17 protein-coding genes, 2 pseudogenes and 1 riboswitch are annotated in these 20,214 nt (G+C 73.6%); of the genes and pseudogenes, 1 reads left to right on the forward strand and 18 read right to left on the reverse strand.

All coding sequences use genetic code 11. The features are described from left to right. Positions 1–35: 35 nt before the first annotated feature. From VLY81_RS10855 to VLY81_RS10900, 10 genes and pseudogenes are all read right to left on the reverse strand, one after another. Positions 36–473, reverse strand: coding sequence for an SHOCT-like domain-containing protein (locus tag VLY81_RS10855; protein ID WP_324668187.1), 438 nt, complete (start codon positions 471–473; stop codon positions 36–38). A gap of 15 nt (positions 474–488) precedes the next feature. Then, positions 489–734, reverse strand: coding sequence for a hypothetical protein (locus VLY81_RS10860; protein WP_324668189.1), 246 nt, complete (start codon positions 732–734; stop codon positions 489–491). A gap of 133 nt (positions 735–867) precedes the next feature. Continuing rightward, positions 868–1,806: pseudogene (locus VLY81_RS14805) on the reverse strand (SHOCT-like domain-containing protein); the annotation flags it as partial. 42 nt (positions 1,807–1,848) lie between these two features. Further along, on the reverse strand, positions 1,849–2,283 hold the full coding sequence (locus VLY81_RS10870; protein WP_324668192.1) for a DUF2089 domain-containing protein: 435 nt from the start codon (positions 2,281–2,283) through the stop codon (positions 1,849–1,851). A gap of 337 nt (positions 2,284–2,620) precedes the next feature. Beyond that, a complete protein-coding gene (uvrC, locus tag VLY81_RS10875) occupies positions 2,621–4,492 on the reverse strand; it encodes an excinuclease ABC subunit UvrC (RefSeq protein WP_405001256.1) in 1,872 nt (623 codons plus the stop codon). 329 nt (positions 4,493–4,821) lie between these two features. Further along, positions 4,822–5,241, reverse strand: a complete 420-nt coding sequence (locus VLY81_RS10880) for a spore coat protein (RefSeq protein ID WP_324668193.1) — start codon at positions 5,239–5,241, stop codon at positions 4,822–4,824. 27 nt (positions 5,242–5,268) lie between these two features. Beyond that, complete coding sequence (locus tag VLY81_RS10885; RefSeq protein ID WP_324668195.1) at positions 5,269–5,532, reverse strand: hypothetical protein; 264 nt, start codon at positions 5,530–5,532, stop codon at positions 5,269–5,271. Next, a complete protein-coding gene (gene uvrA / locus VLY81_RS10890) occupies positions 5,478–8,588 on the reverse strand; it encodes an excinuclease ABC subunit UvrA (protein ID WP_324668196.1) in 3,111 nt (1,036 codons plus the stop codon). The genes VLY81_RS10885 and uvrA overlap by 55 nt, the downstream gene beginning before the upstream one ends. Next, positions 8,585–10,621, reverse strand: coding sequence for an excinuclease ABC subunit UvrB (uvrB, locus tag VLY81_RS10895; protein ID WP_324668197.1), 2,037 nt, complete (start codon positions 10,619–10,621; stop codon positions 8,585–8,587). Before uvrB ends, uvrA begins: the two co-directional genes overlap by 4 nt. A 194-nt stretch (positions 10,622–10,815) precedes the next feature. Next, positions 10,816–11,169 (reverse strand): hypothetical protein, encoded by a 354-nt coding sequence (locus VLY81_RS10900; protein ID WP_324668198.1) that lies wholly within the window; start codon positions 11,167–11,169, stop codon positions 10,816–10,818. A 999-nt stretch (positions 11,170–12,168) separates the two neighbouring features. Between VLY81_RS10900 and VLY81_RS10905 the strand changes: the two genes are divergently transcribed. Beyond that, positions 12,169–12,513, forward strand: coding sequence for a DUF190 domain-containing protein (locus VLY81_RS10905; RefSeq protein ID WP_405001373.1), 345 nt, complete (start codon positions 12,169–12,171; stop codon positions 12,511–12,513). A gap of 31 nt (positions 12,514–12,544) precedes the next feature. Here VLY81_RS10905 and VLY81_RS10910 read toward each other — a convergent pair whose 3' ends face one another. The 8 genes and pseudogenes from VLY81_RS10910 to VLY81_RS10945 form a co-directional block, all read right to left on the reverse strand. Next, a complete protein-coding gene (locus tag VLY81_RS10910) occupies positions 12,545–12,940 on the reverse strand; it encodes a fluoride efflux transporter FluC (RefSeq protein WP_324668201.1) in 396 nt (131 codons plus the stop codon). 55 nt (positions 12,941–12,995) lie between these two features. Then, a riboswitch (Fluoride riboswitch) is annotated at positions 12,996–13,060 on the reverse strand. 14 nt (positions 13,061–13,074) lie between these two features. Continuing rightward, the gene (locus VLY81_RS10915) at positions 13,075–14,055 is read right to left on the reverse strand and encodes a divergent polysaccharide deacetylase family protein (protein WP_324668202.1); all 981 of its coding nucleotides are present in this window, start codon (positions 14,053–14,055) and stop codon (positions 13,075–13,077) included. Further along, positions 14,052–15,344 carry a PDZ domain-containing protein gene (locus tag VLY81_RS10920; RefSeq protein WP_324668203.1) on the reverse strand — a complete coding sequence of 431 codons (1,293 nt, stop codon included), beginning with the start codon at positions 15,342–15,344 and terminating at the stop codon, positions 14,052–14,054. Before VLY81_RS10920 ends, VLY81_RS10915 begins: the two co-directional genes overlap by 4 nt. 10 nt (positions 15,345–15,354) lie before the next feature. Continuing rightward, on the reverse strand, positions 15,355–16,608 hold the full coding sequence (locus VLY81_RS10925; RefSeq protein ID WP_324668204.1) for a S41 family peptidase: 1,254 nt from the start codon (positions 16,606–16,608) through the stop codon (positions 15,355–15,357). Between the two features lie 42 nt (positions 16,609–16,650). Beyond that, positions 16,651–17,976: a WecB/TagA/CpsF family glycosyltransferase gene (locus tag VLY81_RS10930; protein ID WP_324670408.1), complete on the reverse strand. Its 1,326-nt coding sequence runs from the start codon at positions 17,974–17,976 to the stop codon at positions 16,651–16,653. Positions 17,977–18,200: 224 nt separating this feature from the next. Further along, a pseudogene (locus tag VLY81_RS10935) lies at positions 18,201–18,674 on the reverse strand (polysaccharide pyruvyl transferase family protein); the annotation flags it as partial. Continuing rightward, positions 18,607–19,281 (reverse strand): DUF5693 family protein, encoded by a 675-nt coding sequence (locus VLY81_RS10940; RefSeq protein WP_324668205.1) that lies wholly within the window; start codon positions 19,279–19,281, stop codon positions 18,607–18,609. The pseudogene VLY81_RS10935 and the gene VLY81_RS10940, both read right to left, overlap by 68 nt. After that, complete coding sequence (locus VLY81_RS10945; RefSeq protein WP_324668206.1) at positions 19,199–20,095, reverse strand: DUF5693 family protein; 897 nt, start codon at positions 20,093–20,095, stop codon at positions 19,199–19,201. The genes VLY81_RS10940 and VLY81_RS10945 overlap by 83 nt, the downstream gene beginning before the upstream one ends. Positions 20,096–20,214 lie beyond the last annotated feature (119 nt).

Below are 20,214 nucleotides of genomic sequence, written 5' to 3' on the forward strand. Positions count from 1 at the left end.
TCCGTTGCCTCCCTGCCATCCGCTCCGCGAGCGCGCTACTCCACCGTCACCTCGACGCCGTTGTCCTCGTCGTCCCGCACCACCAGGATCCGGCCGCTGGCCCCGTGCTCCACCTGCTCCAGCAGCGCCTCCAGGTCGACCCCGGCCAGGTAGCGCTGGGCCCGCGCCGGCACCAGCCGCAGGGCGGAGCGCGCCAGGCTCAGGGGGATGTTGAGGTGGACCCGCTCCTCGTCGTCCTCCACGATGCGGATGCGCAGGATGCGGCCCCGGCCCCCGGCCGGAGCGCGGGCGGGCTCCGGCGCCCGCCCGGCGCCCCTCCGCCGGTGGCGCCCCAGCGCATCCAGCAGGGCCAGGGCCTGCTCGGGCGTCACCTTGCCCTGCTGCACGAGCCGCAGGATCCGCAGCCGCTCGTCCTCCGCCCCGCTCTCGCCGCGGGCCTGCGGCGAGGGCGGCACCGCCGGTGGCACCGTCACGGGAGGTCGCCCCTCTCAGTCCGCCTCGATGACGGCCGAACCCTGCCGGGTCGAGGCCCGCACCCAGACGGTCCGGGCCGCCTGCTCCAGGTGCGGGCTCTGGTAGACGGCTCGCTGGTGGCCCACCGCCCGGGTCGTCTGCGAGATGGCCACGCCGTCGGGCAGCTCGATGCGGGCCGACCCCCACGCCGTCGTGGCCTCCAGGGAGAGCCCCACCTCGCCCCGGGCCGCCGCCCGGGCCGTCTCCGTCGGCAGCGCCACCGGACGCTGCCGTCGACGGTGCGGGCCTCGACCCGCTGCCGGGATCCGCCTCGCCCGGCGCCGCCAGCGGCCGCACCGTCACGGCCCCGTTGACGCTCGACGCCTCGAGCTCGTCGGCGGCCACCGCCCCGGTGACGCTGCCGTTGGTGGAGCGGGCCTCCACCCGCTGGGCCTGCACCCGCTCGAGCAGCACGGCGCCGTTGGTGCTGGTGGCGCTCACGCGGCGGGCGCTCACGTCGGCCAGGTCGAGCCGGCCGTTGGTGGAGCGCACCTCCACCGCGTCGCCGGCCACGCCCCGCGCCGAGACGCTGCCGTTGGCCGTGGAAGCCCGCAGCGAGACGGCCATCTCCGACGAGAGGACGAGCTCGATGCCCACCGCGTGCCCCGGACCCCAGCGCCAGTCGCCGTCGGTGGCGCGAACCGCCAGGTGCCCGGGCCCCCGGTCGATCTCCACCAGATTGGCGGCCTCCTGCTCGGCCTCCTCGCGGCTGCGAGCCCTTATCCGCCGCTCCACCCGCAGCCGCCAGCCCCGCGGGCCGCCCACCTCCGCCCCCGGCACGCCCACCACCCGGATGCTACCGTTGCCGGTGGCCAGCTCCACGACGGGCACCGCGCCCTCGGCGAAGTCGCCCGCCAGCTCCTGGGGCATCACGTGCTCGGGGTAGGCGCTCCGCCCCAGCTGGCCGAAGGCCCGCGCCATGCGCTCCGCCACCGTGCGCCCGATCTCCTCGAGCCGCTCGCCCACGTCGGTCAGCCGCTCCTGCACCGCCGGGTTGGAGAGAGCCCGGGAGACCCGCTCGCCCAGCTCGTCGGCCAGCTCGCCCATCCGGGAGGCCGTCGACTCGACCCAGCCCATGAAGTCGCTGCCCCGCTCGCCGCTCTCTGGCGCCCTGGCACCCTCCCCGGCGGGGGCCCCCGCCTGCAGCGCCTTGAGCAGTTCGAGGGCCTGCTCGGGCGTGATCCGCCCGCTCTCCAGCATCCGCAGGATCATGCGGCGCTCCTCGGCCAGCTCGCCGCCGCCCGTCTCGCCGCCCTCACCGGGCGGCCTGCCGCCGTGCTCCCGCTCGTCCATGACCGCTCCCCCTCCGCCTCCGTGGTCAGAGCTCGCCCGCGCTCACGACGCCCCGCCCGAGCCGCCGCCCCGCAAGCGCCGCAGGGCCTCCTCCGCGTCGATCTCGCCTCGCTCCAGCGCCTCCAGCACGGCCCGCCGCTCCGACGCCGTCGCCCGGGGCGGCGCCGGCGCCTCCTGCGGGCTCTCCTGCTCCGCCGGCCGCGCCGGCCCGTGGCCCAGCGCCTCGATGACCGACTCCAGGCGTGCCCGCACGGCCGGATACGACATCCCCAGCATGCGCTCCATCTCCCGCAGGTTGCCCCGCGCCACGATGAAGAGCTCGGCGAACTGCCGCTGCTCCGCGGTCAGCGAGCAGAACGAGCAGAGCGCGAAGTCGCCCTCGATGGCCGTGCCGCAGTCGGGGCAGCGCAGCCGCTGCACGGCGAGACGCGTCCCGCAGATGGGGCATCGACCCGGCACCACCGGTCGCTCGGCCATGGGCCCACCTCCGCCACCAAGCATCCGCCTCCGGTACGTCCCCCATCCCTCGGCCCGTCGAGGCCCGCCCATCCGGTCGGCTGGCGGCCACCAGCCGGTCCACGGCGGCCTCCCGGATGAGCCGCTCCAGCCGCGCACGGGCCAGTTCGTAGACGAGCCACGGGTGCATGAGATCCAAGGCGCCCACCCCTCTTCCGGGCCGGGCGCCGCCGGCGGCATCCCGTCTGCCGAACACAACATTAAACTCGTATGTGAAGGATGTCAATATGGCAGATTAACATCGATGAGGGTGGCGTGACAGTGCGGGCGGGATCGGAGCCAGTCTTCGAGTGCCAGGTCACTCCGGCCGGGCCGCCGAGCGCACGCCCTGGTAGACCCGCTCGGCCACCGCCCGGGGCAGCCCCGGCACGGCCAGCAGCTCCTCCAGCGTCGCCTCCCGCACGCGCTTGACCGAGCCGAAGTGCTCGATGAGCTGCTTCTTGCGCTTGGGCCCCACGCCGGGGATCTCGTCGAGGGTCGAGCGCACCGCCCGCCGCTCCCGGAGCTGGCGGTGGTAGCCCAGCGCGAAGCGGTGGGCCTCGTCACGGATCCGCTGCAGCAGGTGCAGCGCGTACGAGTCCCGGGGCAGCTCGATGGGGTCCGGCTCGTCTTCCACGAAGATCTGCTCCAGGCGCTTGGCCAGCCCGATGGCGGGGATCTCCTCGTCGAGCCCCAGCTCCCGCAGCGCCTCCCGGGCGGCGCCCAGCTGCCCCTTGCCCCCGTCGATGAGGAGCAGGTCGGGCAGCCGCGCGAACTTGGCCTCCGCCTCGGCCTTGCGCAGGCGCGCCTCCAGCTCCGGGTCGGCCCCGTCCCGGGCCTCGATGCGGCGGCGCAGGGCCTCCAGCGCCTCCCGCTCCTCGAGGCCCCGGGCGAAGCGCCGCCGCACGGCCTCCTTCATCATGGCGAAGTCGTTGGGCCCGCCCGTCAGCCGGATCTTGAAGCGGCGGTAGTCGGCCTTGTTGGGCTCGCCGTCCTCCATCACCACCATGGAGGCCACGGCGTCGGTGCCCTGGATGTTGGAGATGTCGAAGGCCTCGATGCGCCGGGGCACCCGGTCGAGTCCCAGCACGTCCTGCAGCGTGGCCAGCGCCCGCTCCTTCTCCGCGGCGCGCCGGTCGGCCTGGCTGCGCAGCTCCTGCAGCACCAGGGCGGCGTTTTCGGCCGCCATCTCCACCAGGCGGCGCCGGTCGCCCCGCTTGGGCACCACCAGCCGCACCCGGGAGCCGCGCCGCTCGCTGAGCCAGCGCTCGATGAGCTCCGGCTCGTCGACCGGGTGCTGCAGCGTCACCGACGGTGGCACCGACGGCGTCTTGTCGTAGAACTGCTGGACGAAGGAGCTCATCACCTCGGTGTCGGAGGTGGACTCGGTCGTCTCCAAGATGAAGTGGTCGCGCCCGATGAGCTTGCCGCCCCTCACGTAGAAGACCTGGGCGCAGACGGTGTCGCCGAAGCGGGCGAAGGCCGTGACGTCCTGGTCGTCCTCGCCGGCGGTCACCACCTTCTGGTGCTCGACCACCTTCTCCAGGGCCCGGATCTGGTCCCGCAGCCGGGCCGCCTGCTCGAACTCGAGCCGCTCCGCCGCCTGGCGCATCCGCGCCTCGAGAGCGGGGATGATGCGGTCCTGGCGCCCCTCCAGGAAGAGGCAGACCTGGTCGATCATCTGCCGGTACGCCTCGATGGTGGTGCGCATCGCGCACGGCCCCAGGCACCGACCGATGTAGTACTGCAGGCAAAGGCGATACTGCCGCTTGCCGTCGAGGGGCAGGTCGCAGGTGCGGATGGGGAAGAGCTTGCGCAGGAAGCGCAGCGTCTCCCGCAGGGCCGTCGAGTTGGTGTAGGGGCCGAAGTAGCGGGCGCCGTCGTCCTTGATGCGCCGCACCACCAGCACCCGGGGAAACGGCTCGTCGAGGGTCACCTTGAGGTAGGGGTAGGCCTTGTCGTCGCGCAGCTTGACGTTGTACCACGGCCGGTAGCGCTTGATGAGGTTGGACTCCAGCACCAGCGCCTCGATCTCGGAGGCGGTGACGATGTACTCCAGGTCGGCGATGTCGGCCACCAGCGCCTCCAGGCGGGGGCTCGACGCCCGGCCCGCCTGGAAGTAGGAGCGCACCCGGCTGCGCAGCGACGAGGCCTTGCCGACGTAGATGACCTCGCCGGCGGCGTTCTTCATCAGGTAGACGCCCGGGCGCGCCGGCAGGCGCGCCAGCTCTCCTCGAGGCCGAGGCCGGCGGTGGCGGTCGGCTCGGCGCGGCCCGTCGGCCGCCTCCCGTCAGGCGACGGGCGGGCGACGACATGGCCTCGGAGGCGCGCCCGGGAGCGACCGGCTGCGGCGGCGGATCGGGCAGGGCCTCCGTCTCCTCGCGGCTGTGGCGGGTCAGCTTGGTCAGGCGCACCATCACGTCTCGACCCGCCATCAGGATAGCACAACGGGAGGCCCCGGCCCGGCGCCGGCGCCTCCCGCCCTGCTGCCAGCCGCCCGCCCCTGCGGGACGGCCGGGGTTAGCGAGACTCCCGCAGATTCTGCTGGAGGCTCTGGAGGGTCGAGGGGGCCTGCCAGCTCCCGCCCGCCGGCTGGCCCGCCTGCCACGAGGGGCCGGTGGGGGGCGTGCCGGACTGGGCCTGCCAGGCGCCCGTGGGGGTGGGCTGCCAGGCGGTGCCGGCCTGCGGCGCCTGCCACGCCCCGGTCCCCTGCAGCGTGTAGGGCTCGTTGAAGGCCCAGTCGCCCGGCACCCGCGGATACCACCCCCGCTGCTCCATGAGGCGCAGGAGCTGGGTGTGGAGATCCTCGTGATCCCGCAGCTGCCCCAAGAAGAGCGGCTTGAGGTCCGGCGAGGCCTCCGCCGCGAAGACCGTCTCCATGAAGCTGATGTACTTGAGATCCTTGACGACGTCCAGGCAGACGTCTCGATCCGACAGCATGGGCGAGCGAGCGCCTCCTTCCCTCACTCACGGGGTCCAGCGCGCGCCGATCGGGCCGCCGCCCGGCCCCGACAGCTGCTGCAGCGACGGCTGGGCGCCGCCCAGCTGCTGCTGGAGCTGCCCGCGGGTCGTCGACAGCGTCGCCAGGTGGCGCTGGTGCATGCGCGCCGCGTCCTGCAGCAGGTGCCGGATGACGGGGTCCTGCACCTGCTGGGCGAAGAAGTTGGCCTTGCTCATCAGGAGCTGGATCTCGTGGGCCGTGTGGTTGACCAGGTCCAGGTCTCGCAGCATGCCGACTCTCCCCTCGCCGAAGCGGTGGCACGCCTGCCGCGCCGCGCCGCCGCGGGCGCTGCCAGCGGCATGGCCGATGCCCCAAGGGGAGCATGCGCGAGGAGGGATCGCCCCATGCGGGCCACCGGGTCAGCTGCGGCCGGGTCGACGCCGGGAGGCGGCCGCCCGGCGGGCAGGGGCCGTCGGCCGCGGCCGGCAGAGCCGCCACCGTCGACGTCCCCGGCGATGCCCAGCACGGGCCGCAGGTAGAGCCCCGTCCAGGAGCCGGGCGTGCGGGCCACCGCCTCAGGGGGCCCCTCGGCCACCACCCGGCCGCCGCCCTCGCCGCCCTCGGGGCCCAGGTCGATGATCCAGTCGGCGCACTTGATGACGTCGAGGTTGTGCTCGATGACGACGACGGTGTTGCCGGCGTCCACCAGCCGCTGCAGGACGTCGAGGAGCTTGCGCACGTCGTCCATGTGGAGCCCCGTGGTGGGCTCGTCGAGGATGTAGATGGTGCGGCCCGTCTCCCGGCGGCTCAGCTCCGTGGCCAGCTTGACCCGCTGGGCCTCGCCGCCCGAGAGCTGGGTGGCCGGCTGGCCCAGGCGGATGTAGCCGAGCCCCACGTCCTGCAGCGTCTGCAGCTTGCGGTAGACGGCCGGGATGTGGCGGAAGAACTCCACCGCCTCGTCGACCGTCATATCCAGCACGTCGGCGATGGTCTTCTCCTTGTAGCGGATCTCCAGGGTCTCCCGGTTGTAGCGCTTGCCCTTGCAGACCTCGCAGGGCACGTAGACGTCGGGCAGGAAGTGCATCTCGATCTTGATGATGCCGTCGCCCTGGCACGCCTCGCAGCGCCCGCCCTTGACGTTGAAGCTGAAACGCCCCGGCTTGTAGCCCCGGGCCCGGGCCTCGGGCGTCAGGGCGAAGACCTCCCGGATGCCGGTGAAGGCTCCCGTGTAGGTGGCCGGGTTGGAGCGGGGCGTGCGCCCGATGGGCGACTGGTCGATGGCGATGACCTTGTCGAGGTGCTGCAGGCCCAGGATGGCGTCGTGCTCGCCGGGGCGCACCGTGGTCACGCCGTTGAGCTCCCGGGCCAGCCGGGCGTAGAGGATGTCGCCCACCAGCGTGCTCTTGCCGGAGCCCGACACCCCCGTCACGCAGACGAAGAGGCCCAGGGGGATGCGCACGTCGATGCCCTTGAGGTTGTGGTGGCGGGCGCCCCGGATCTCGAGCCACCGGTCGCCGGGCGGGCGCCGCAGAGCCGGCACCTCGATGCGGCGCTTGCCGCTCAGGTACTGCCCCGTCACCGACCGGGGCTCGGCCATCACCTGCTCCAGCGTGCCGGCCACCACCACCTCGCCGCCGTGCACCCCGGCGCCGGGCCCGATGTCGATGATGAAGTCGGCCTCGCGGATGGTCTCCTCGTCGTGCTCCACGACGATGACGGTGTTGCCCAGATCCCGCAGGTGCTTGAGGGTGTTGAGCAGGCGGCGGTTGTCGCGCTGGTGCAGCCCGATGCTGGGCTCGTCGAGGATGTAGAGGACGCCCACCAGCTGGGAGCCGATCTGGGTGGCCAGCCGGATCCGCTGCGCCTCGCCGCCCGCCAGCGTGCCCGCCGCCCGGTCCAGCGTCAGGTAGTCGAGCCCCACGTCCACCATGAAGGAGAGGCGCGCCCGGATCTCCTTGAGCACCTGAGCGGCGATGGCCCGCTCCCGCTCGGTCAGGCGCGCCTCCAGGGTCTCGAACCACGCCAGCGCCTGCCGCACCGACATGGCCGTCACCTGCATGATGTTGAGCCCGCCCACCGTCACGGCCAGGCTCTCCCGCCGCAGGCGGGCGCCCCCGCAGTCGGGGCAGGGGCGGGAGCTCATGTAGGCCTCGATCTCGCTGCGGGCCCACTCCGACTGGGCGTCGCGGTAGCGCTCCTCCAGGTTGGGGATGACCCCGGGGAAGGGGTGGGCGTACGTCTTCTCCTGGCCCGAGAGGGTCCGGTACCGGAACGTGATGGGCCGCCCCCGGGTGCCGTAGAGCAGCACGTCGACCTGCTCGGGGCTCAGCTTGCCGATGGGCTTGCGCGGGTCGATGCCGTACTCCCGGCAGGTGGCCTCCAGCAGCGTGTGCAGCCAGCGGCTGCCGTTGTCGGCCCAGGGGCGGATGCCGCCGTCGACGACGCTGCGGGAGCGGTCCAGCACCAGCTCGGGGTCCACCTCCATGCGCACCCCCAGCCCGCTGCAGGTGCGGCAGGCCCCGTAGGGGCTGTTGAAGGAGAACATCCGGGGCGAGATCTCCTCGAAGCTGAAGCCGCACGTCGGGCAGGCGAAGCGCTCGCTGAAGGTGAGCACCGATCCGTCGCCGCCCACCACCTGCGCCATGGCGATGCCCTCGCCCCGGCGCAGGGCCGTCTCCATCGAGTCGGCCAGCCGGCCCGCCACGTCGGGGCGCACCACCACCCGATCCACCACGACCTCGATGGTGTGCTTCTTGTGCTTGTCGAGCTCGGGCACCTGGGCGACGTCGTAGACCTCGCCGTCGACCCGCACCCGCACGAAGCCGTCCTTGCGGATCTCCTCGAAGAGCTTGCGGTACTCCCCCTTGCGCCCCCGCACCACCGGCGCCAGGATGACCAGGCGGGTCCCCTCGCCCAGGGCCAGCAGCTGATCCACCATCTGCTGCACCGTCTGCTGGGCGATGGGCTGGCCGCAGTTGGGGCAGTGGGGCCTGCCGATGCGGGCGAAGAGCAGCCGCAGGTAGTCGTAGATCTCGGTGACGGTGCCCACGGTGGAGCGGGGGTTTTGGCTCGTCGTCTTCTGATCGATGGAGATGGCCGGCGAGAGCCCCTCGATGAAGTCCACGTCGGGCTTGTCCATCTGGCCCAAAAACTGGCGCGCGTACGCCGACAGCGACTCGACGTAGCGGCGCTGCCCCTCGGCGTAGAGGGTATCGAAGGCCAGCGACGACTTGCCCGAGCCCGAGACCCCCGTGATGACCACCAGGCGATCCCGGGGGATGGTCAGGTCGATGTTTTTGAGGTTGTGCTGGCGAGCCCCTTTGATGACGATGGCCTTGCTGCTCATGCCGGCACGAACCCGTGGAGCTCCTGGCGCAGGGCCTTGATCTGGTCGCGCAGCTCGGCTGCCCGCTCGAAGGCCAGCTCCCGGGCTGCCTGGTACATCTCCTCCTCCAGGCTCCGGATCAGCGCGGCCAGCTCGTCGGGCGCCATCTCCTTGGCCTTGCGCTGCAGGCTCCGCAGGCTCCGATCCTTCTCCTGCTCCTGCTCGGCGCGCCACGCCTGCACGATGTCGGTGACGGCCTTCTGGATGGTGCGCGGGACGATCCCGTGCTTCTCATTGTACTCCAGCTGCAGGCGCCGGCGCCGGTTGGTCTCCTCGATGGCCCGCCGCATGGACTCGGTGACCGTCTCGGCGTACATGATCACCTTGCCCCGCACGTTGCGGGCCGCCCGCCCGATCATCTGGATGAGCGAGGTCTCGGAGCGCAAGTAGCCCTCCTTGTCGGCGTCGAGGATGGCCACCAGCGACACCTCGGGCAGGTCGAGGCCCTCTCGCAGCAGGTTGATGCCCACCAGCACGTCGAACTCGCCCAGCCGAAGCCCCCTCAGGATCTCGACCCGGTCCAGCGTCTCCACCTCCGAGTGCAGGTAGCGCACCCGGAAGCCCATGTCGGCCAGGTAGTCGGTCAGGTCCTCGGCCATCTTCTTGGTCAGGGTGGTGACCAGCACCCTTTCGCCCCGGCCCACCACCTCCCGGATCTCGTGGATCAGGTCGTCGATCTGCCCCTGGATGGGCCGCACCGACACCTCCGGATCCACCAGGCCCGTCGGGCGGATGATCTGCTCGACGATCTGCTGGCTGCGCTCCCGCTCGTAGGGACCGGGCGTGGCCGAGACGAAGATGACCTGGTTGATGTGCCGCTCCCACTCCTCGAAGCGCAGCGGTCGGTTGTCGAGGGCCGAGGGCAGGCGGAAGCCGTACTCCACCAGCGTCCGCTTGCGGGAGTAGTCGCCGTTGTACATCCCGTGCAGCTGCGGGATGGTCTGGTGCGACTCGTCGATGAACATGAGGAAGTCGCGGGGGAAGTAGTCGAGCAGCGTGGTGGGGGTGGAGCCCGGCGGACGCCCGCTGAGGTGGCGCGAGTAATTCTCGATGCCGTTGCAGTAGCCCACGGTGGCCAGCATCTCCAGGTCGAAGCGGGTGCGCTGCTCGAGGCGCTGGGCCTCCAGCAGCTTGCCCTGGGCCTTGAAGTAGGCGAGGCGCTCCTCGAGCTCCTCCTCGATGGTGACCAGCGCCCGCTTGAGCTTCTCCTCGGTGGTGACGTAGTGGGTGGCCGGGTAGATGGTGACGGTCTCGGGCTCGCCCAGCACCTCGCCCGTCACCGGGTCCAGCTCCAGGATCCGGTCCACCTCGTCGCCGAAGAACTCGACCCGCAGCACGCTCTCCGAGTAGGCGGGGTAGATCTCGATGGTGTCTCCCCGCACCCGGAAGGTGCCCCGCTTGAAGCCGATGTCGTTGCGCTCGTAGTGGATGCCCACCAGCCGGCGCAGGATGTTGTCACGATCGCGAAAGTCGCCGTGGCGCAGGCTCAGGGTCATGCCCACGTAGTCGTCGGGCGAGCCCAGGCCGAAGATGCACGAGACGCTGGCCACGATGACGACGTCGCGCCGCTCGAAGAGCGCGCTGGTGGCCGCGTGGCGCATCCGGTCGATCTCGTCGTTGATGTTGGCGTCCTTCTCGATGTAGGTGTCGGTCTCGGGCACGTACGCCTCGGGCTGGTAGTAGTCGTAGTAGCTGACGAAGTAGTGCACCGCGTTGCGGGGGAAGAACTGGCGGAACTCGTTGGCCAGCTGCGCCGCCAGGGTCTTGTTATGGGCGATGACCAGGGTCGGCCTCTGGACGCGCTCGATCACCTTGGCCATGGTGAAGGTCTTGCCGCTGCCGGTGACCCCCAGGAGCGTCTGGTAGCGCAGCCCCTCCAGCACGCCCCGGCTCAGCGCCTCGATGGCCTTGGGCTGATCGCCGGCCGGCTCGAAGTCCGAGACGACCTCGAATCGGCCCGGCAACTGCTCGGTGTCCCGGGCCGCTACGCCCATGCCTGCGCACCTCCCCGCACCGTCCCTTGCGGTCTGGAGGGCCGCCGCGCAAGCGGCCATCCGCACACAGGTTCGGCGCGCAGGCGATTATACCATGCGCGCCCCGGGGGCGGTACCGAACAGGTCCCTCCCCGACGACGACCTGGGGGACGCGATGCCACGAGAAGGGCAAGGGTTGCCGGACGCCGCGCGCCTCACTCCGTCACCACGTAGGCCCCCGCCACGAAGAGCGCCCCGTCTCGCACGCTGGTGCGCTCGGCCGCGGTCAGGGGCTCGTGGACCTGCCAGTCCTGCTTGCGGATGAACCCGGCCAGCCGCTGCACCAGATCGGCCGCCCAGCGGGCCGTCGCCTCCACCACGGCGGCGGGAGGCCGGGGCAGCTGCATCAGGTGGGGGAAGCAGAGGGGTCCCTGCGCCCCGGCCAGGCGCTCCCGCTGCAGCACCGCCTCCTGCTCGCAGCGTACGCAGCGCAGGGTGTAGACCTTGCCGCTGGCCCTCGCCCGCCGGGCGGCCTCGACCCATGGCGTCGGGTCGGGCTCGGCGCTCACGTGCGCCGTGCAGAGCGTCGCACCCCGCCCCGCCGGCACCCGCCCGCCGGGGAGAGGCGTCGCCTGCGCCCGGAGGCGTCCGCCACAGCCGGTGCCAGCGCCGAGCAGACCACGCAGGCGACGCCGCCGCGTCGCCGTCCGCCCCGGACAGGTCCTGTCCGAGCGGCCGCGATGCGCGCGGGCGGGCAGGAGCAGCGCCGGTTCGGCACCGGCGACCACCGCCACGGGCCACCCGGCCAGTGGCCGCCCAGGCTGCCGAGACGGGCCAGAGCCGCTCCCGCGTGGGCCGCGCGCAGGTCCCGGCCTGCCGAGCCGCGGCGTCCGGGTCGCCGGCGTCGCCCAGCGCCTGGTAGCGCTCCACCAGCCGCTGCACGTAGGCGGCCTCGGCGGAGGCGGCCCGCCGGCAGGCCGGGCAGGGGTGGAGGCGGCGCACCGCGGGCCCCGAGCCGCCTCTGCCCCACCGCTCCAGGGCCTGCCCCATGGCCTGGATGACGTCGTGCAGCAGGATGGCCAGGCCCAGGACGTTGTGCGTGCGGGTGCGCTCGACGTGCACCAGCTCCCATCCGTGACGCGGGCAAAGCCCCAGGCTGTCGCGCAGCTCCTGGCGCGCGCCCGGGTCATTGACCAGCTCCCACAGCAGGCTGTCGAAGAACCGGGCCGTACCCTGCTCCACCAGGCGGCAGACGGGACACCCCGGCTGCGACAGGGCCTCGTCCAGTGCCGCATCCACGACGTTGGCCGAGCGCCGACGCCTCACGGGTCGCTCGCCTCCATGATCGCCTCCCTGTCGGAAGCCGCCCGACGTCCCCACCTCCCGCGTCCCTCATAGACTCTCCCGACGGCACGCCGACCATCGGCAGGCCGGAGGGGACGGCACGGCGAATCCCGACGGGACCTCCGGTCGGCAGGCCCGGCCGGGTCCCTCCTCGTCGCCGCCTCACGGGCGGCCGGCGTGTCATGAGGAGAGGGAGAGCCACCGTGGACGCCGAGAGCCCGGGGATGCTCCTGCGGATCTTCATCGGGGACTCGGACCGCTTCGAGGGGCGGCCGCTCTACGAGGCCTTGCTGGTCAAAGCACGGGAGATGGGGCTGGCCGGGGGCACCGTCATTCGCGGCGTCGCCGGCTTCGGGGCCCACAGCCGCATCCACACCGCCAAGGTGCTGCGGCTGTCGGAGGACCTGCCCGTGGTGGTGGAGATGGCCGACACGGAGGAGAAGATCCAGGCCTTCCTGCCCGTGGTGCACCGGATGGTGCGCGAGGGGCTGGTCACCCTGGAGCGGGTGCACGTGGTGCTCTACCGCTCGCGGCAGGCCGGCGGCCAGGCCGGGGCGCCGGGCGCCTGAGGCGGCCACCGCCGCGAGACGGCCGCGCGACTCACAGGGTGCGCCCCAGCACGACCCCAAGGACGACCCCCCCCCCGAGGCCCAGGATGGGCAGCCCGACGAGGTTGACCAGGCCCGCCGGCCAGCTGGCGTTTTCCAGCATCCGGAAGGTCTCGTACTGCCACGTCGAGAAGGTGGTGTAGGAGCCCAGGAAGCCGACGCCCAGCGCGGTCAGCGCCTCCGGCGACACCACCAGACGCTCCGAGGCCAGCACGCCCAGCAGGCCCAGCAGAAAGCTGCCGGAGACGTTGATGACCGCCGTGCCCCACGGGAAGCCGATCCCGAGCCGCTCGGACACCCAACCGCCCACCAGGTAGCGAGCCAGGGCCCCTGCTGCCCCTCCGAGCGCCACCAGCGCCAGCCGCGTCACCAGCATCCTGCGCTCCAACGCCCCTTCCCCCATCGACGCCAGGGCCCCGGACCCAACAAAAAGGCTCCTCACCCGTCGGGTAGGAGCCATCAGCCGCCGGCCGCGGCGCTTCAGGCGAGCTCCATCGCCTGCCTGGCAGTATGTCGTCTCGGCTATTGTACGGGGGCGGGCCCGGCGCGGTCAATCGAGGCCCGCTGCCGCTCCCCCAGCAGCGCCGAGACCGGCACGACCTCGATCCCCTGCCGCCGCAGCTCCGGCAGCACGGAGGCCACCGCGGCGGCCGTGGCGGGCCGCACGTGGCCGATGGCCACCGCCTGCCCCGTCTCTAGGGCCCGGCGGGCCGCCAGCAAGAGGCGCGCCCGCACGTAGCCCACCGACCGCTCCCCGTCGAGGAAGAGGTCGTTGCGGGCCCAGGGCATCCCCATGCCGGCGGCCACCTCGCCCACCACCGACTGCGCGGTGGTGCGGCTGTCCACGAAGAAGAGCCCCCGCCGCCTCACCGTCTCCAGCACCAGCTCCATGACGCGCCGGTCGGCGGTAGCCTTGGAGCCCATGTGGTTGTTGACGCCGACGGCGCCGGGGACGGCGTCGATGGCCATCTCCACCCGGCGGCGGATCTCGTCGGGGGCGAGCCCGATGGTGATGGCGTGAGGCCCCGGGTCGACGGCAGGGTCCAGCGGCTCCATGGGCAGGTGCACCAGCACCTCGAAGCCCCGCTGCCGCGCCGCGGCCGCCTGCTCCTGGCTGTGAGGCAGGAAGGGGATGACCGCCACCGTCAGCGGCACGTCCATCGCCAGGAAGGTCTCGGCGGCGGACCAGGCGTAGCCCCAGTCGTCGATGACGATGGCCAGCCGGGCGCGAGCCGGCTCCCGCCCCGGCCACGGCTCGCGACCGGCACCGGGCCCGTCCGGACGCCCGGGCAGGCCTGGGCGTCCCACGTCGCCCCGCCGCTCCAGGCTCGTCACCGCCGGCGCCGGCTGGCGCGCCAGCCACTCGGGGTAGGCCCGCAGTTGCCAGTGCCACAGCACCCAGAAGCAGGCCCCCATCACCGACGCTAACAGGCCGAGCCCCGCCACGGCCGCCGCCCGGCTCCGGGCGGCCCGCAGGCAGGTGGGCGCTCCCGCGCCCGTCACAGCGAACGCCGCCCGGCCCTCCACTGTCGCACCCGCCGCCAGATCCGCTGGAGGGGCCCGCTGTACTGGAGCGTCACGTACCGGGGCTCGTCGGGGTCGGGGGCCGGCACGATGCCGAGCGGCGGCACCTTGCCCGGGTAGCGCACGATCCGCCGGCGCCGCCACGCGCCCGGCATCCGGCTCTCCACCTCCAGCTCGATGTCGACGGACCACGGCTCCATGGCCGCCTGCAGGGCCTGCCGGTCCGGCACCGGCTGCCCGTTGAAGCTGAGGATGACGTCGCCGGAACGCAACCCCATCCGCGCCGCCGGGGAGTCGGGCACCACGTCGAGCACCATCACGCCGTCCCGGTTGACGAAGACCGGCTCGCCCCGCTCCCGCCAGCGCCCCCAGTGGATCAACAGGTCGTGCCCCACCGGGGCGAAGAGGGCGGCGGCCCAGGCCAGCAGCGGCCAGCGGCGCGCGCCCAGGGACAGGGCCAGCAGCAACAGGCTGAAGAGCACCAGCCCCCCGGCGGAGTGCCGGGCCTTCTCCTTGGGGTCCCGGGTGACGGTGAAGTCGCCGTACCCGAGCCCGGCCACCACCGGGATCAGCTGGAAGGCCAGCTCGTGGCCCGGCGGCACCTCCACCGCCGGCCGAAACAACGGCCACCAGTCGGGCATCGGCACGCCCTGGCTGCCCGCCAGGGCCTCCCGTGCCACGATGAAGCCCACCACGGCGATGAAGGGCAGCGGCCACGCCTTCTGCAGGGCGAAGCCGCCCACCACCCGGCCGTCGGGCTGCTTGATGTAGAGGGGCGTCGGGCTCACGTGGCCCGTCAGCCAGACCAGCACCGCCTCCACCAGGTGCAGCGCGGCCACCAGCGCCATCAGCACGGGCACGTCCACGGTGGGCGTCCCCAGCACCAGGGCCACCAGCGAGATGAGCCCGCCGGCGTAGGCGAAGCACATGAACCGGGGCTGCACCATGGCCAGCACCAGGGCAGTCAGGAAGAGGACGGGCCACCAGATCCAGAGGTTGACGTCGAAGGCGATGCCCAGCCCCACGAAGAGCGCCGTCGCGATGGCCCCGCCCAGAAGCCCCATGCCCAGGGCTTGCAGGGCCTGCCGCCCCACCGAGACCCGCACCGTGCCGAACATGTACTGCTCCACGGCCGCCGATCGGGCGGCTTGCACGTAGACGAACCAGAAGACGACCGTCAGCAGGATGAGCGTGCCGGGCGACTGCAGCATCTGTGCCACGGTCTGCAGGATGAGACGCACCAGGTCGCCGACGGGCAGCGTCGTCAACGCCCCCTCCTCAAGCAGCCGCTGGCCGACCCGCCGCCCGGGCGGTCCGCGACAGCTGCTGCATCAAGATCTCCACCGCCTTCTGAAGCTGCACGTCGTCAGGGTCGACGCGGTCCTCGACCAGCGGCAGCCGCTCGGCCTGCTCGGGGCTCACCTCCACCACGACGTCGGGCTCGATCCCCTCCTGGTCGATGAAGTGCCCGCCGGCCGTCTGGTAGCGCTGGGTGGTGACCACGACGGCATCGCCCCGCCGCAGCGGGATGATGGTCTGCACGAGTCCCTTGCCGAAGGTGGCGGTGCCCACCAGCGTCGCCACGCCCCGGTCCCGCAGAGCCCCCGCCACGATCTCGGAGGCGCTGGCCGAGCCGTTGTTGACCAGCACCACCACGGGCACACGGGGCCGGGTGCGCAAGGGGCTGGCGTCGATGGTGTTGCGCTCGCCGCTGCGGCCCACCACGTGCACGATGGGGCCGTCGGAGAGGAAGAGGTTGGCCACGTCGATGGCCGCCGTCAGCAGCCCGCCCGGGTTGTTGCGCAGGTCCAGGATGAGCGCCCGGTACCCCTGGCGCTCCAGGCTCTCGAGGGCCGCCTCCGTCTCGCGGCCGGCCCGCTCGGAGAACTGCAGCAGCCGCACGTACCCGATGCCCGCGGGCAACAGCTGCACGGCGGCGACCGCGGGCACGTCGATCTCCTCACGCTCGATGGCGACGGTGAAGCGCTGGCCATCCCGCTCGATGGTGAGCCGGACCGTGGTGCCCTGGGGGCCCCGGATCAACGCCGAGGCCTCGTCTTGCGACATGTCGGCGGTGGCCCGGCCGTCGACCTCCACGATCCAGTCGCCCGCCCGCAGCCCCGCACGGGCTGCCGGCGTGCCGGGGATGGGCGCCACCACCGTCAGCCGGCCCTCCTTGATGCCGATGTAGACGCCGATGCCGGCGTAATGGCCCGTCGTCTCCACCTGCAGCTGCTGGAAGGCGCGGGCGTCCATGTAGCGGGTATAGGGGTCCTTGACCGCCTCGCGCAGCATGCCGTTGATGCTGCCCGTGCGCACGTAGGCCGCCAGCAGATCCAGCGTGCCGATGGGCTCCAGGTAGTGGGTCTTGATGACCCCCACCACCTCCAGGGCCGTCGCCAGATCCGCCCCCTGATCCCCCGGCGTCGACGACGCGCCCGAGCCCAGCAGGGTGGTGGCGGCCAGGAGGACGGCCACCAACCCGGCGACCACCAAGAGAGCCGGCCATGACCGAGAGAGGCGTCTCTTCAACGGGCTCCTCCCACTCCGTGGCCCGGTACCCCACCCCGTCGGCTACGCCCGGCGATGGCCCCGCTGACCCATTATACCGCCCATCCTCTCGGCCAACACCGCGGCCACGAAGCCCGGCAGGGCCGCGAGGCGCCCCAGCCGCCGCACGTCGAGCGCCGTGCGATAGAGCCACTCCAGGGCCAGCCGCCGCACCAGGGGCGGCGCGCGCCGGGCGCGCCCGGCCCACACGTCCAGACTCCCACCCACGCCGACGGCCACCCGCACCCGGCCGCGCAGACGCTCGCGATGGCGGGCGATGAAGGCCTCCTGGCGGGGGCTGCCCATTCCCACGAGCAGCAGGGCCGGCCCGGTCCTCTCCAGCCTCTCCAGGAGCGCTGCCTCTTCCGCCGATCCCGGGGCGAAGTACCCGTGGTGGACGCCCGCCACCACCAACCCCGTCATCTCCGGCCGCATCTGCAGCCGCCGGGCGGCCTCCTCCGCCACCGACCGGCCGTGGGGCCCCTCGGGCCGCCCCCCCACCAGGAAGACCGCGAGGCCTCTGGCAGCGCAGAGCGCCAGCAATCGCTCCGCCAGCTCGATGCCGGGCACCCGCCCCTTCATCGGGTGCCCCAGCATGCGCCCGGCCCACACGACGCCGATCCCATCGGGCACCACCAGGTCGGCCTGCCGGACGATGCCGGCCAGGGCCGGGTCGCATCGCGCCTGCATCACGATCTCGGGATTGAGCGTCACGACCTGGCGCACGGGCGCGGAGTCGTCCCCGCGCTCAGCCAGCCATGCTGCCGCGATGGCCTCGCCCTCCGACAGGCTGACCGGGTGCACCCCCACCCCCAGCACCTCCACCGGGGCCGGCGGCGAGCCCGCCCGAGGCAGCGGCTCGGGCTCGACCCGCTCGAGGCGCGCCAGGGGGGCCAATCCGTCCAGCACCCGGCTCGCCAGGTCGCGGCGCATCGACTCGAGACGGCTCCGTAGCCCGGCATGGTCGGCTGCGACGGCCTCCAGGCGCTGGCGCCACGCCCCGGCATCGGCGGCGTCTCGCGGCTCGACGGCCGCCACCGGCCAGCCTACCTCGGCCAGGAGCGCCGTCACCTTGGGGTCGTACGCCAGCCCGACGAAGGGGACGCCCGCCGCTCCGGCCAGGATCAGGGCGTGCAGCCTGACGCCCACCACCACGTCGAAGGCGCCGAGGGCCCGGACGGCCTCGACCGGATCAGCCGGCGCCACCTGCACGTCGACAGGGGTGTCGCCCCCCCGGTCACGCAGAAGCTGCTGCAGGCCCCGGGCCAGACGTTGACACGCCCCGAGATCGCGTCGGGGCTGCAGGGCCAGCACCGAGACCCGCACCGTCCCGCCCAGCGCGGCGGCCATGCCCTCGCCGAGCGCCCGGCCGGCCCGCTCGGCCGGCACCGGCTGGCCGGGCCAGTCCCGCCACGCCACCGCCACCCGCCACGCAGGACGGCGCCGGTCGGCGGGAGCATCGCGGTCGGCCACCGGCCCCAGGTCGGCGGCCTCGGGCGCCGGAGAGCTCGTGGCCGCTGCTGCCCCGCCAGGGCCCAGGCAGGATCCGGCAGCGTCACGATGCGGCTCGGGTCGAGCCCGCTCCAGGCGGCCAGGGCGCGCCGCGACCCCTCGTCGCGCACCGAGAGGTGCACCGCCCGCCGGGCCTCGCGCCCCACCAGCGTGCGCAGCCACCGCCGTCGGACGGGGCCCACTCCCTGCGCCACCCAGGCGACGGGGACGCCGCGCCGGCGCGCCATGGCCATGACCGCGAGGTAGTAGAGGACGCTGCGGGCGCTGGTGACGTCCTGCAGGAGGCTGCCGCCGCCGCTCACCAGGAGGTCGGCGCCCGCCAGGGCTCGCCAGACCCCTCGAGGATCCCGGGGCGCTGCCGCGACGCCGTGCAGACGCGACGTGCGGTCGGGGTCGGCCGAGAGCACGACCGGACGCAGGTGAGGCTCCGCCCGGCGCAGCGCCGTCAAGAGCCCCGCCAGGACCGCCTCATCTCCCAGGTTGCCGAAGCCGTAGTAGCCCGACAGGACGACCTTCGTGGCCCTCGGCCCCTTCACGCAGCACCCCGGCTCGCGACAGCAGCTCGCACGCCAGCCAGGTCGCGCCCCCGCTGACCAGGCCCAGCGCCAGCCCGTTGAGCACGCGCACGCCGGTGACGGCCAGCGGCGTGTGGATATGGGCGAAGCTGTTGACGATGGAGACCGCCCCGATGGAGGCGATGGCCCACAGTCCCGCCCGGGCGACCGGCCACCGCGCCCACAGGCGCCGGCCCTCTCCGTAGAGCGCCGCGGCCAGCGCGGGGTAGGCCACGACAAACTCCTTCGTGCGCGGGCGCACCGCCATGGTCTGCTCCAGCCATCCCCGCGCCAGCCGCTCCAGCTGGGAGACGGCCCCGGCCTCGTTGCCCGTCCGCACGAGGTAATACGCCGCCGCAGCCACCACCAGCACGGCCGCCGCAGCGTCGGCCCACCGCAGGGGTCGGGTCGCCCACGCCCGCAGCCGGGCCACGCCACCGCCGGAGGCCGCCAGGGCGGCCAGCCCCACCACCAGCGGCGGCAGCGCGTGCGCCAGCTTGACCCCCCTAAACTGCTCGAGGCGCAGCACGAAGAGGCCGTCGCTGAGCAGGGCCGCCACCATCAGCCCGCCCGCCACGCCGATGGCCACGAAGACGGCCAGCCCCCCAGCGCCCTCGCCGCCGGCCACCGGCGGCTCCGGTCCGCCTCGGCCAGGGCGGCGGCCGCTCCGGCCGCCGCCACCGGAGCGACCAGGGCGACACCCAGGGCCGCAGCCTGCCGGAGCAGCACGGAGACGGGCGTCTCCCAGCCGCGCGCCCGTGCCCAGGCCACCGCGGCCCCGCCCGCGAGCCCGCCAGCACCGCTGCGAGCGGCATCCACCCGCCAGGGCGCCGCGCGGCCGCCCGCCAACCCTCCCACGCCCAGGCGGCCAGGCCGCCGGCCCCCACGCCCACCAGCGCGAGCAGCCACGCCGGCGGGCGGGCAGCGCCGGCTCGGGCCCGGCCGGCCACGACCCGCCCTTCACGCTCCAGGGCCCCGGCCATCTCCCGCACCAGGGCGACGGTCTCGTCGGCCGTGGCCGCCGGCCGCAAGTAGAGGACGCGAGCACCCCGCTCCCGCACGGCCCGCACGTAGCGCGCCACGGCGTCGTCCACCGTCGAGGCCGCCATCTCCTCGGCCCGCATGCTGTGGACGCCGACGGCCGCCAGGTCCAGGCGCCGCGCCAGCTCGGGCGCCCCCTGCTGCCCGGCGAACTCCACCAGGCCCAGCGCCAGCCCCGCCCGGCGCATGGGGCCGGCCACGGCCGCCGGGTCGGGCACCGAGGACCCCTCGAAGATGAGCACGCGGCTGATGGCCGGAGTCGTCGGCCCGGTCCCAGCGGCGGTGGCCGCCGCTGGATCCGCCGGGGCGAAGGCCCACGGCTCGATCCGGGGGCGGTCGGCGTAACGCAGCAGGACGAGCACGTCCGCCTCCCGGCGGCGGCCAGCGCCTGCTCCGGAAGGCCGGCTCCCAGGGCGAGCGCCGCCGGCAGGGGAGGGCAGCGGCCGCGGCGGCCCCGAGGCGCGCAGCAGCCACGTGCCCG

It is taken from the genome of Limnochorda sp. LNt, assembly GCF_035593265.1.
Lineage (GTDB): Bacteria > Bacillota > Limnochordia > Limnochordales > Geochordaceae > Geochorda > Geochorda subterranea.

Bases quoted from the DNA above. Each gene is read 5' to 3' on its own strand.
- VLY81_RS10870 (WP_324668192.1), bottom strand. From the start codon at position 2,283: ATGGCCGAGCGACCGGTGGTGCCGGGTCGATGCCCCATCTGCGGGACG.
- uvrB (WP_324668197.1), bottom strand. From the start codon at position 10,621: ATGGGCGTAGCGGCCCGGGACACCGAGCAGTTGCCGGGCCGATTCGAG.
- uvrC (WP_405001256.1), bottom strand. From the start codon at position 4,492: ATGAAGAACGCCGCCGGCGAGGTCATCTACGTCGGCAAGGCCTCGTCG.
- VLY81_RS10905 (WP_405001373.1), top strand. From the start codon at position 12,169: ATGCTCCTGCGGATCTTCATCGGGGACTCGGACCGCTTCGAGGGGCGG.
- VLY81_RS10930 (WP_324670408.1), bottom strand. From the start codon at position 17,976: ATGGCCGCCGCGCTGGGCGGGACGGTGCGGGTCTCGGTGCTGGCCCTG.
- VLY81_RS10885 (WP_324668195.1), bottom strand. From the start codon at position 5,532: ATGCTGCGAGACCTGGACCTGGTCAACCACACGGCCCACGAGATCCAG.
- uvrA (WP_324668196.1), bottom strand. From the start codon at position 8,588: ATGAGCAGCAAGGCCATCGTCATCAAAGGGGCTCGCCAGCACAACCTC.
- VLY81_RS10880 (WP_324668193.1), bottom strand. From the start codon at position 5,241: ATGCTGTCGGATCGAGACGTCTGCCTGGACGTCGTCAAGGATCTCAAG.